The following is a 12,254-nucleotide window of genomic DNA, read 5'->3' on the forward strand; positions in this document are numbered from 1 at the left end:
GGTCAAAGACTTTCGAGAAAACGGATAAGGGCGTCGCGGTCGGCTTTGGGCATAGTCACGACAGTGTCACGGGCGGATTGCGCTTCGCCCCCGTGCCAAAGCACAGCCTCGAGCAGGTTGCGGGCACGCCCGTCATGTAGGAATTCGGTATGGCCGGACACACGCTGGGTCAGGCCAATCCCCCAAAGGGGTGGCGTGCGCCATTCGCGGCCTGTGGCGCGTGCCTCAGGGCGGTTGTCAGCCAGACCTTCACCCATGTCGTGCAGCAGCAGGTCGGTATAGGGCCAGATCAGCTGAAAGCTATGCTCGGGCCGGTCTTCCATGCGATGAGTGACATGGGTCGGGGTATGGCAGGCGGCGCAGCCTGTGGTGTGGAACACCTCTTTCCCGCGCAGGACTTGCGGGTCATCCACATCCCGGCGACCCGGGACGCCCAGATTGCGGCTGTAGAAGGCCACGAGGTCCATTCCGACCTGATCAACCTCAAACTCGCGCACATCGCCGTCGCCATGGGGGGCCTTCATGCAATTGACCTGCGCATCGGTGCAATCACCGTGAGGGGCCGGAAACAGCGGGGTCGAGATGCCGATATCACCTGCAAAAGCCGCAGCCGATTGCTCCATGACCGTGGGCATGCCGGCCTTGTGGCCAAAACGGCCCATCATCGGGGCGTCAAACTCGGTCGACCAGACAATGTTCGCTCGGCCCGAGATGCCATCGCCATCCGTATCGTCTGGGTCGGCTTTGGCCAGCAGGTCCTCGACCGGGATCGCCTCAAGCAGCCCGAGGCCGATCATCTGAGGGGCAACGCGGGGGCTGAGCATGGCGTCGGGGTGTAGCGCGCCGTATCCCAGATCGGTGGCGGTGTAGGTGGGACGGCGGAGCGAAACGCTCTCGCCCTCGGATAGTGCAACGGGGATTTCTTCGTAGGTGATCTCCAACCGGTATTCCGCCGGATGTCCGGCCAGGGCGAAGTCCTGCATCTGGCCGCCGTAGTTGGGCTCGGGCAGGGTAGCGAGATAGTCTTCGATCCCCTCCGGCGCGTTCTCTGGACCTCCGGGGATAGACACGCGCAGGAACATCGAGATGGCGTTGTCATCCGGCCCGTTCGGCGTATGGCCGCGCCCATCCTTGATGTGACAGCGCTGGCACGAGCGCGCGTTATAAAGCGGCCCAAGACCATCAGACGCGAGGGTTGAGGACGGCGAAGAAACCCAAATTTTCTTGAACAATCCATTGCCGACCTTGAAGTCCAGCTCTTGTTCAAAGCTCAGGTTCTTGGACGGTTGCGAGAACGCATCCGCGTTGTTGCGCACACGCACGGTTGCGGCCCCGGCAGGCAACTCTTCGAACCTTTGCGGCGCGCTGAAATCCTGCGGCGGTGCAGTGACACCGGCAATGCGGGCGCGTTCGTCTTCGGTACGTGGGGTGATGTTGAGGTGAAGGTCCAGCAGCTCGGCTGACAGGGAAGGGGTGGCCGCGGTAGCGACCACCGAGAGGGCGAGAATACTATTCCTCGGCGTCCATTTTCGCGGCGTTGAGTTGCGCATAATTGGCGTCGCCAATCCTTTCATACAAATCGAGTTGCGTTTCGAGGAAGTCGATATGACCTTCTTCATCGCTGATCAGTTCCTCAAACAGCGACATAGAGACGTAGTCGCCCGCCTCGCGGCAATATTCCCGCGCTTCGACATACAATGTGCGGGCGTCGTGTTCGGCGGCCAGATCGCATTCCAGCGTTTCCTTGGGGTTCTGCCCAATCCGCAGAGGGTCGAGCTTTTGCAGGTTCGGGTGGCCTTCGAGAAAGATGATCCGTTCGATCAGCTTGTCCGCATGGCCCATCTCTTCGATGCTTTCTTCGCGGCTTTTCTTGGCCATATGGGCAAGGCCCCAGTCTTCCTGAAGCCGGTAGTGCAGCCAATACTGGCTGACGGCTGTCAGCTCATGCCGCAGGGATTTGTTGAGATACTCTATGACCTTGGGATCGCCCTTCATCTGACTTCTCCTGTGATAGGCCGGTGCGTAACGCACGCAGCTGCATGGGGACTTCCAGATTATCGTCGGTTCGCATCGTGTCTAGGAAAAGCGGCATGCATCCACCACAGTCGGCAGATTTTCCAAGGGCGTGGTAGACTTTTCCGGGGGTAATGATCGCTTGCGCGTCAGCGGTTCGCATCCAGTCGATAGCGGCCCGGATGTCGTGGTCGGAGATGTTTGTGCAGTGGCAGACGATCATGGCGAATCGAGGCTCGTTAGGTTTCTTACTTATTTAGTAAGTTATTGCCGTTTGGTCCAGTCACGCTGTGGTGTGACCGAGATGTAGGAGGCGCCGTATCGCCGACGCCCCCGACAGTGTCATGGTTTTACTGGAAAACCGCGTCAGGGTTGTCCAGACTGTCCGAACCTTCGAACTCGATGCCGTCGAGGTCGAGGGTAGATACGATACGCTCGATGGTCTTGGTCTGGTCGACCAGACCGTTGACACCACCCATGATGAGCGCTTCGCCACCGGCATTGCCGCGTTCCAGCATCTGGTCATAGGCGAAACCGGCCTCGGCGGTCGATTTGATCCGGCCCAGAGCTTGCATCGTGGTCGAAAGCTTTGCTTTCATCTCAGTGTCCAGAGCCGGGTCAGCGGCGATCACCAGATCCGAAAGCGACGCGCCCGAGATGGGGGTGCCGTCGATGCGGGTGTAGCTGCCCAGATAGACGTTCTGGATGCCAAGGCCATCGTAGTAGTGGCTGTTGTGCGTGTTGTCGGCAAAGCAATCATGCTCTTCCTCAGGGTCGTTCAGCATCAGACCCAGGCGCATACGCTCACCAGCCTGTTCACCATAGGACAGTGAGCCCATGCCGGTCAGAATGGCGCTGATGCCGGCGGATTCGTTCTCGTTCAGGGCGGCGCGTGCATCACCACCTTCTGCCCATTGTGCTGTCATCCATTCCAGATCGCTGACCAGAAGGTCGGTTGCGGCGCTCAGGTATTGTGCACGTCGGTCGCAGTTGCCGTTGGTGCAGTCATCGCCTTTGGCATAGTCGGTTGCCGGACGGTTGCCCGCGCCTGCGCCGTGACCGTTCAGGTCCTGCCCCCACAGCAGGAATTCGATGGCGTGGTAGCCGGTGGCGACGTTGGCCTCGATCCCGTCAGCTTCGTGCAGGGTGTCTGCCAGCAATTCAGGGGTGATCTCGGTCGCGTCAATCGCTGTTCCCGAAAGCTCGAAGTTTGGGTTTGCGATGACGTTGAGAACGGCGAATTCGTTCTCGTCAGTGGCGCCGCCGTAGGAGGCGTCGACATAGTCGATCAGGCCTTCGTCCAGCGGCCATGCGTTCACTTTGCCTTCCCAATCATCGACGATGGCGTTGCCAAAGCGGTAAACCTCGGTCTGTTGATAGGGGACGCGGGCGGCAATCCAGGCCGCGCGGGCGGCGTTCAGGGTGGCGTCCGACGGGTCGGCGATCAGTGCGTTGACGGCGTTTTGCAGCGCTTTGGCGGCGATCAGGCTGTCATCATATTTGGCTTCTGCAATATTGGCATAAGTGTCCAGCACGTCCGCTTTTGCAGGGGCGTCGCCGGCCGATGCGGTGGTGGCTGCGCATAGGGTCAGAGTGCTGGCGGCAGCAAAGAATTTCGTCATTGGGTCCAGGTCTTTCGTGTCAGAAGTCTCGTTCAGGTGCGCCCAAAAGGGGGCGCACTTGCATGCGCATAACTGAGTGAAATAGTCGACAATGTCAATCTGAGTTTTATTGTCAGATTTACTGCAGCGGCGCGACATCCCCATATCTGGCGGGTCAAACCCACGCCGTCGCGATTGCGCCGCATTCTTTTAAAGTTAGAATAAACGGTGTGATTCTATTGCGAGTGGTGTGAGTTCATGAAGTGGTTGAGTGCTTCGATCGGTTTGTGTGCAGCAACCGTCCAGGCATGGGCAGGGGATCAGGTTCCCGCGCAGAGTGCTGTTGCGGGGTCATTGGATATTTCCTTTGAGGAAACTCAGTTCAGCGTGTCGTTAGCGGTTCCGAGCGAGGATATTTTGGGGTTCGACCATCGCGCAGCAGATGACGCGGATCGGTCCGCGGTCGCGGATGCTATTTCGTCCTTGTCAAAGCCGTTAACCCTTTTTGTTGTCCCTGAACAGGCTGGCTGCGCCACGGCGTCGGCTAATGTGTCTTTGACGGGCGAAGGGCTTGGGTCGGATGCAGACGCGGTGGGCGCGCCCGAGTTTCTGGCCGAGTATGTGATTCAGTGTTCGGACATGGCCGCTCTGGACACGATTGAGTTCGCGTATTTCGAGCGTTTTGATCAAGTTTCGAAGCTCGATATCACCGCATCGTCGCAGGGTGCTACGCGGCGCGTCCATGTGACCTCGCAATTGCCGGTTCTTGATGTCTCGGCCTTGCAAGGCGCGGACTGATATCGTTTCCATGCTTTGCAAAATTGGTTTCGGCAGGATGGGTCGACCCAGCAATGTGGACAAGCTCGAGTGTTGGATAGGAATCACCTATGGCCTGAGCGGGCGAGTGGGTGCTTATGCGTGAACACAAAATTCAATTCTGATCTGGAATCTGATCAAATTCCGCAAAATTAATGTTTATGGCAGAAAGAAACCTCAATCTGACATGATCTAGCAATACTTGTGCCAACATTCGGGAATACCACCACACTATCCTACCGAGGTGTTGACTAGTCCGATTTTAATGAGGGGGTTCTCGAAGGGATCGGGGGATGAGCGAGGATGTGCCCAGTTTCGGGCAGATCAGGGCGCTCTCCCCCAGCTGTGGGATCGTTTTACGTCAGTCAATCTTGTTGCGCTGTGCGTGAGGCGTGACGCCAAAACTCAGGCGAAACACGCGTGAGAAATGGCCTGGATTCTCAAACCCACATGCCATAGCGACCTCGGTCACAGAAGCCTCGGTTTGCAACAGCAGTTTTTGCGCGCGCTCCAGCCGCATCTCCATAAAGTACTTTTTGGGCGAGGTATTCAGGTATTTGCCGAATAGCCGTTCGAGCTGCCGTGTCGAAATGCCAAGTTTATCTGCAATCGCAGAGGGTGAGACCGGCGTTTCGATGTTGTTGCGCATGACCTCAATCGCTTTGGCCAGATGGATGTTGCGCATTCCGTTTCGCGATTGCAGGGAAACGCGTTGTTTGGCCGTTGCGTTGCGCACGGCGTTGTAGACCATCTGATCGGCCACATCCATGGCCAGCTCGACCCCGTGATCTCGTTCGATCAAGTGCAGCATCAGGTCGGCGGTCGCTGTACCGCCCGAGGCGGTGATGTGCTTTTCGTCGGCTACAAATACGCTGCGTACCAAGTTCACATCGGGAAACGCTTCGGTGAAGGCGTCATGGTATTCCCAGTGAATGGCGGCCTGCATTTCGTTCAGAAAACCGGCCTCAGCCAAAAGCCAAGCGCCCGAACATAGCGCGCCGATCGCAGTTCCTCGTGCTCGTTCACGCCGCAGCAAAGCCAGCAGAGGTTTGGAGGCGTGGTTCCGCATGTGGATACCAGACAGCACGAAAATCTGATCAGATTTGGGCAGGCTATCGAATCCCCCATGGACCAGAGTAACCGAGCCGTTGGAGCAGACAGCGTGTTCGCCATGCTCAGACACAAAAGACCAGCTGTAGAGATCCTGCCCGCTGACGAGGTTGGCAATCCGTAAAGGCTCGACCGCGCAGGAAAACGCGAGGTGCGAAAACTCCTCGATCAGAATGAAGGTGATGTGGCTGGGATCGGGCATGGCGGTCTTTGCGCTTCCGGGCTGCTGGTTGGTTTCGACATTATTCGCAGGTCGCCTATGCTGCACGAAAATTAATTGTATACAAGTTGTATTTTAATCGCATACAACACCCTTGGCTTGGCGATCTCGATTCGCCAAGCGGCTGCAACAATGGGATAGGCGGATGAAGGACGAAGCGCGTTCGCGCAAATCTGAGCTTGCAGAACACCTCAAGGTTTCGATTCTGACCTTGCGGCTACAGCCTGGCGCCGATCTGGATGAGGCGCATCTGTCCGAAGCATTCGGCCTGTCGCGAACCCCGCTGCGCGAAGTGTTTCGGCAATTGGCCGGTGAGGGATATTTGGACCAGCGCGCCAACCGCAGCACGCGCGTATCCGAGATGTCGCATACCACGCTGAGGGATTTCTTTCTGGCGGCTCCGATGGTGTATGGCGCCATCCTGAGGCTGGCCGCGCGCAACGCTCTGCCGGATCAGCTTGACGCCTTGAAGGATGCACAACGGTCTTTTTGTTCGGCTCTGCAGTCGGGCTCGGCCGAGGATCGCGCGCTGGCCAACAACCGGTTTCACGATGTCACGGGGCAGATGTCCGGCAATGTATATCTGTTGCCGTCGTTCAATCGCCTATTGATCGACCATGCGCGGATCGGCATGACCTTTTACAGACCGCGCAACACGGGTCTGACCGAAAACCTGACTGAAGCCAGCCGTCAGCACGACGCCATTATCGCCGCCATCGAGGCGGGCGATGAGGCGGCTGCTGCGCAGCTGGCCGAGGATCACTGGAACCTGTCTCGCGATCAGATTGAGCTGTTCGTGATGCCTGATGCGCTGGATGTCCCGATGGGCATCCCGCCTCTTTCGAAACCTGCATGAGGACGGAATGAACCCGATTTTCAAGTTTGAGGGGATCTACACCCCTGTGGTCACGCCCTATCACGAGGATGGCAGCGTGAATTGGGACGCTTTGTCCGACGTGATTGAATTCCTGATCGCCAGTGGCGTTCACGGGCTGATCTCGGGCGGCTCGACCGGCGAAAACTATGCCCAGACCGTGGAAGAGCGGCTGGAACTGGCCAAGTTCACGCATGCGCAGTTGAAAGGTCGTCTGCCTCTGGTCGTTGGGACCGGAGCGATGCTGACACCGGACTCGATTGCGCTGGCCTCGGGTGCGCGTGAGATCGGAGCAGATTCGATCCTGCTGGCAAGCCCGCCCTATTCGGTGCCCACGGACCGGGAAAACGCGCTGAACGCGCTGGCCATCGACAAGGCCGCTGATCTGCCGGTGATGCTGTACAATTACCCGCACCGCACCGGGACGATGATGGGCGAGGAGTTCCTCGACCGTGTGGGCCGGAGCCGGAATTTCTGCGGCATCAAGGAAAGCTCGGGCGATATCAACCGGGTGCATCTGCTGGCGCGGGACTATCCACATATCCAACTGGGATGTGGCATGGACGATCAGGCGCTTGAGTTCTTTGCCTGGGGCGCGCCGTTCTGGGTGTGCGGCGGGTCGAACTTCCTGCCGGAAGAGCATGTGGCGCTGTACAACGCCTGCGTGATCGAAGGTGATTTCGCCAAAGGCCGCCGGATCATGAGCGCGATGATGCCGCTGATGCGGGTGCTGGAGCAGGGCGGCAAGTTCATCCAGACCATTAAACATGGCGTCACCATGAACGGCATTGAGGCGGGCGCGATGCGGGCTCCGCTGAAGGGGCTGAACAAGGATGACAAGCGTGCGCTGGAACAGGTGACGCGCGTGTTGAAGAAAACAATCGCTGATATCGTAGCTGAAAAGAAGATTGGGGGCTAAGGCATGGAATTGCTGACACAGGACGAATACAAATCCATTGCCGCAGACCTGACTCTGCCGACCGGAGCATTCATTGACGGCGCGTACCGCCCGGCGATCTCGGGCGAGACGTTCGAAACGGTGAACCCCGCGACCGGAGAGAAGCTGGCCGACATCGCCGCTTGTGGTGCTGCGGATGTTGATTTCGCGGTCGAGAAAGCGCGCGAAGCCTTTGAAGATGGGCGGTGGTCGAAACTGCATCCCTCGGACCGCAAGGACGTGTTGATCCGGCTCTGCAAACTGATGACCCGCAACGCCCGTGAACTTGCGGTGATGGAGAGCATCGACAGCGGCAAGACCATCTATGACTGCGAAACCGTGGACGTGCCCGAAACGATTCACTGTCTGAAATGGCACGCGGAAGCAATCGACAAGATCTACGATCAGGTCTCACCCGCCAGCGATGACCATATCGCCATGGTTGTGCGTGAGCCGATTGGCGTGGTGGGTCTGGTGCTGCCGTGGAACTTCCCGCTGCTCATGCTGGCCTGGAAAATCGGACCGGCTCTGGCGGCAGGTTGCTCGGTCGTTGTGAAGCCCGCAGCCGAGACCACATTGACCGCGCTGCGTCTGGCCGAACTGGCAATGGAAGCGGGCCTGCCGCGGGGCGTTCTGAACATAGTCCCCGGTGGCGGCGCCGCTGTGGGTGAGCCGATTGGGCGGCATATGGATATCGACATGGTCTCGTTCACCGGCTCGACCGTGACCGGCAAGCGGTTCCTGACCTACTCGGCGGAAAGCAACGCCAAAGAGGTCGTGCTTGAGATGGGCGGCAAAAACCCTGCCATCGTTATGGATGATGCCGAAAACCTGGATCGCGTGGCCGCGCATATCGTGAATGGGGCTTTCTGGAACATGGGCGAAAACTGCTCGGCCTCGTCGCGGCTGATCGTGCACAAGGATGTAAAGGCCGAGTTGCTGGAGCGCATCGCCCATCACGCCAAACAGTGGAACATTGGCGACCCGCTGGACCCAGAAACCCGCATGGGCGCGCTGGTCAACGAAGGGCACTATAACAAGGTATGTGGCTATCTGGATCAGGCCGAGAACGTGGTGATCGGAGGCAAGGCCGAAAAAGGGTTTGTCGAAGCCACCGTCGTCGAAGTCTCGGGCAATGACGCCACTCTGGCGCGCGAGGAGATCTTTGGCCCCGTCCTGTCGGTGATTGAGGTCTCGGGCTTCGATGAGGCGATCAAAATCGCCAACGATACCGAGTATGGCCTCTGCGCCTCGATCTTCACGGCCAACGCGAAACGCGCGATCCGGGGTGCTCGGGCGATCCGGGCTGGCACCGTCACGGTGAACAGCTTTGGCGAAGGGGATATCACCACGCCCTTCGGCGGCTACAAGCAGTCCGGCTTTGGCGGGCGCGACAACTCGGTCCATGCGCATGATCAGTACACCCAGTTGAAAACCATCTGGATTGATCTGGCCGATGATGCGGATGAGGCCGTCGATTGAGCGCATACTCAGCACGCAAACTGCCAACCCATCGCGGCCCAGCGGCCTGGAGCGCCATCCTCGGCGCCCAGCCGCCCGCGGTGGAGTTGGATAAGGATCTGACCGCTGATGTCGTGGTCGTCGGCGCCGGCTTTGCCGGTTTGTCGGCGTCGCGGCGTCTGACCCAATTGGACCCTAAGGCTCGTGTGATCGTGCTTGAAGCAGGTCGCGTGGCCGAAGGGGCCGCAGGGCGAAACTCGGGCTTCATGATCGATCTGCCGCACGACCTGGCATCGGATGACTATGCCGGAGCGGGTGATGACAAGACCATGATCGCCCTCAACCGGCAGGCCATCGCATTCGCGCGGTCTGCCGTTGAGCAATACCAGATCGACCGCAACTTTTTCGACGAAGTGGGCAAGGTCAACGGAGCGGCAGGCGATACGGGCCATGCCCACAATGTCAGCTACGCGCGGCATTTGGAAACCTTGGGCGAAACCAGCGAGATGCTGGACCCCTCGCAGATGCACGAGCTCACCGGATCACGGCACTATCAATCGGGCCTTTTCACGCCCGGAACGGTCATGCTGCAACCGGCGGGCTATGTTCGTGGTTTGGCTGCTGGGCTGGCCGGGGATGGCGTTGCCATTTTCGAAAACTCGCCCGTACTGGGATTTGAAAAAAGCGGTAGCGATTGGGTGGTGCGGACTGGGAAAGGCACCGTCAGCACAGGCAACGTCATCCTGACGGTCAATGGTCATCTGGAAAGCTTCGGGATCGAACGTGACCGGTTGATGCAGCTGTTCCTCTTTGCCGCCATGACGCCCGAGTTGGACGCTCATGCGCTGGCCCTTTTGGGAGGGCAGCCGCGCTGGGGCGTGACGCCCTCGGACCCCATGGGAACGACCATGCGCAGGATCGACACCGGCCAGGGCGGCAATCGCATTGTCACCCGGACCTGTGCGGCGTTACGGCCAGGCATGGCAGCAACCTCGAGCGATCTGGCGCGCGCCGCCAAAGTGATGCAGCGTAAATTCGATCAGCGGTTCCCTCAACTGGCGGGACTGAGGATGAAGCATCAATGGGCTGGTCACCTATGCCTCAGCCTCAATGGTGTCTCTGTCGCCCGAGAGATCGAGCCGGGTGTTTATTCCGGTTGCGTTCAGAACGGGCTGGGCACTGCGCGCGGGACCCTGACCGGGATCGCAGCGGCGGAGAGGGCCTGTGGCCACAGTTCCGACATCACAAGTTTTTTCGAAGCCGAAGACACCCCCAAACGCCTGCCGCCCCAGCCATTCCGGGAAATCGGGGCGAATGCCGTGTTGCGTTGGAAAGAATGGCGCGCGCGGGATGAATGAGTATGGCGGGCTCAACCGAGCCTGCCGACATTGAGCGGCCCAAGACACGCAAGTTCTCTCGCCTGTTGCGGCTTTAGCGGTTTTGCAAAAAAAGGCCCGCCCTGAATGGTGGGCGGGCCAGTAGGGGAGTTGGTATCAGTAGGTCTGGTTCAACTCATCCGCTGCCGGAATTTCCCTTTCCCGGCGCGCGATATAGTCCAGAAGCTCTTCGTTCTTGGCCTCGTCCAGCTTTGGTTCCTGATACTCGGCCAGCAGTTTCTTAGCGTGTTTGAGGGCGCGTTCCGTGATTTCAACGCTGCCTTCCGCCTGCCATTGTTCGATCGAGTTGTTGTCGAACAGCTCGGGCATAAAGAACGCCGTCTGGAAGTTGTCCTGCGTATGCGGATGGCCCAGATAGTGGCCACCCGGGCCGACATCCGGAACGGCGGCCAGTGCCTGATCGAAGTCGCCCCATTTGGGACCTTCCGCCATGCGATAGGCCATCGCGCATTGTTCCGAATCCACGATGAACTTGGCGACTGAGCAATGCATACCGGCCTCGTTCCAGCCCGCCGAGTGCCAGATGTAGTTCGCCCCGGCATGCAGAACCGCGCTGAGCGTCGTGGCAGATTCGTAGCCAGCCTGTGCGTCAAACGTCTTGGCGCCGCCCAACGTGTTTGAGGTGCGCCAGGGAACATCATAGAACCGCGCCATCTGACCGATCATGAAGTTCATCAAGCTGATCTCGGGCGTACCCGCCATCGGCGCGCCGGATTTCATCGACACGGTCGACAGGTAGTGACCCCAGATCGCGGGCGCCCCTTTGCGGACCACCTGCGTATAGGCCAGCGCAGAAAGTGCCTCGGCCGTCAATTGTGCTACAGTGGCAGGCACAGAGGCAGGCGTGTTTGCGCCCCCAAGAACGAAGGGCGAGCAGAGGACAGGCTGATTGCGGCGGCAGAAGGCACGCATCGCGCCCAGCATGGTCTCATCCCAGACCAGAGGGCTGTTGCCGTTGCAGTTGCCGGTGGTCACGGGGTGGCTATCGATGAACTCATCCCCAAACAGGATCGCGCACATATCCATCACGTCCTCGGCATTCTTGGGCGAGGTGGTCATGCCCATGAACATCTTGTCCGAGTATTTCATCGACGAGTAGGTGATGCGTAGGTGGCGCTGGCTGATCGGGTGATCGTAAGGCTCGACGATATGGTGGGCCGAACTGTGCAGCGCGGGCATCATATGGCTGAGCTTGTGGAACATCGCCAGATCTTCCAGCAGCGGGTTGCGGCGCACATCGTCCAGATCGCGCAGGAAAGGCGCGCCGGTCATCGGCACAAAGACCGAATGCTTGCCGCCCAGCTTGACGTTGTTTGCCGGGTTGCGCGCGTGATAGGTGAACTTTGCCGGAATGGTCGAGATCAGCGCACGCACCATGTTGCGGTCCAGATAGACCAGCTCTCCGTCTACCTTGGCACCGGCCTTCTTCCAGTCTTCCAACGCGATCGGGTCGCGGAACTGAACGCCGACATTTTCCAGAATGTCCATGGCGGCATTGTCGATCATCTCGACCTGGCTGCCGTCCATCACCTCGCATTCGGGGATGGCGCGGGTCAGGCCGGGCAGCATTTCAAAATTCGGAGCTGTGCGTTGCGCGCGCCGCGCCGCGCGGCCTCCGGAACGTGATTGGGTTCGAATATTCAAAGGGCAATCCTCCATCTTGAAACCACAATGACGGATTCGCGGCGCGCTGACCTCTCTGATAGCGATATGTGCTTGCAGAATGCGACACGCAAAAGCGCCGCCCTTGTTTTGGGCGGCGCTTGGGTTGTTTGTGTTTTGGTGCGTTTATTCTGCGGCCTGTGGTGCCTCGGCGTGTTTGTCA

At 59.1% G+C, this 12,254-nt stretch carries 11 protein-coding genes; 5 read left to right on the top strand and 6 right to left on the bottom strand.

What is annotated here, in order from left to right:
• Positions 1–2: 2 nt before the first annotated feature.
• From ACR0AI_RS21000 to ACR0AI_RS21015, 4 genes are all read right to left on the bottom strand, one after another.
• Complete coding sequence (locus ACR0AI_RS21000; RefSeq protein WP_480677022.1) at positions 3–1,550, bottom strand: di-heme oxidoreductase family protein; 1,548 nt, start codon at positions 1,548–1,550, stop codon at positions 3–5.
• Positions 1,510–1,995, bottom strand: coding sequence for a bacterioferritin (gene bfr / locus ACR0AI_RS21005; protein WP_170556457.1), 486 nt, complete (start codon positions 1,993–1,995; stop codon positions 1,510–1,512). The genes ACR0AI_RS21000 and bfr overlap by 41 nt, the downstream gene beginning before the upstream one ends.
• Entirely contained in the window at positions 1,943–2,236 is a 294-nt protein-coding gene (locus tag ACR0AI_RS21010; protein WP_480677024.1) for a (2Fe-2S)-binding protein, read from the bottom strand. Before ACR0AI_RS21010 ends, bfr begins: the two co-directional genes overlap by 53 nt.
• A gap of 127 nt (positions 2,237–2,363) precedes the next feature.
• Positions 2,364–3,635 carry an imelysin family protein gene (locus tag ACR0AI_RS21015; protein ID WP_480677026.1) on the bottom strand — a complete coding sequence of 424 codons (1,272 nt, stop codon included), beginning with the start codon at positions 3,633–3,635 and terminating at the stop codon, positions 2,364–2,366.
• A 237-nt stretch (positions 3,636–3,872) separates the two neighbouring features.
• Between ACR0AI_RS21015 and ACR0AI_RS21020 the strand changes: the two genes are divergently transcribed.
• Positions 3,873–4,412, top strand: a complete 540-nt coding sequence (locus tag ACR0AI_RS21020) for a ZrgA family zinc uptake protein (protein ID WP_480677028.1) — start codon at positions 3,873–3,875, stop codon at positions 4,410–4,412.
• A 379-nt stretch (positions 4,413–4,791) separates the two neighbouring features.
• Here ACR0AI_RS21020 and ACR0AI_RS21025 read toward each other — a convergent pair whose 3' ends face one another.
• Positions 4,792–5,742, bottom strand: a complete 951-nt coding sequence (locus tag ACR0AI_RS21025) for a GlxA family transcriptional regulator (protein ID WP_480677030.1) — start codon at positions 5,740–5,742, stop codon at positions 4,792–4,794.
• Between the two features lie 163 nt (positions 5,743–5,905).
• Between ACR0AI_RS21025 and ACR0AI_RS21030 the strand changes: the two genes are divergently transcribed.
• The 4 genes from ACR0AI_RS21030 to ACR0AI_RS21045 are packed head-to-tail and all read left to right on the top strand — an operon-like array spanning position 5,906 to position 10,390.
• Complete coding sequence (locus tag ACR0AI_RS21030) at positions 5,906–6,616, top strand: GntR family transcriptional regulator (protein ID WP_480701460.1); 711 nt, start codon at positions 5,906–5,908, stop codon at positions 6,614–6,616.
• Between the two features lie 7 nt (positions 6,617–6,623).
• Entirely contained in the window at positions 6,624–7,553 is a 930-nt protein-coding gene (locus tag ACR0AI_RS21035; RefSeq protein WP_425085703.1) for a dihydrodipicolinate synthase family protein, read from the top strand.
• 3 nt (positions 7,554–7,556) lie between these two features.
• Positions 7,557–9,053, top strand: a complete 1,497-nt coding sequence (locus ACR0AI_RS21040) for an aldehyde dehydrogenase (protein WP_480677035.1) — start codon at positions 7,557–7,559, stop codon at positions 9,051–9,053.
• Entirely contained in the window at positions 9,050–10,390 is a 1,341-nt protein-coding gene (locus ACR0AI_RS21045; RefSeq protein WP_480677036.1) for an NAD(P)/FAD-dependent oxidoreductase, read from the top strand. The genes ACR0AI_RS21040 and ACR0AI_RS21045 overlap by 4 nt, the downstream gene beginning before the upstream one ends.
• A gap of 135 nt (positions 10,391–10,525) precedes the next feature.
• Here ACR0AI_RS21045 and ACR0AI_RS21050 read toward each other — a convergent pair whose 3' ends face one another.
• Positions 10,526–12,073 (bottom strand): trimethylamine methyltransferase family protein, encoded by a 1,548-nt coding sequence (locus ACR0AI_RS21050; RefSeq protein WP_480677038.1) that lies wholly within the window; start codon positions 12,071–12,073, stop codon positions 10,526–10,528.
• Positions 12,074–12,254 lie beyond the last annotated feature (181 nt).

The sequence above is a fragment of the Ruegeria sp. BG3 genome (genome assembly GCF_056538485.1).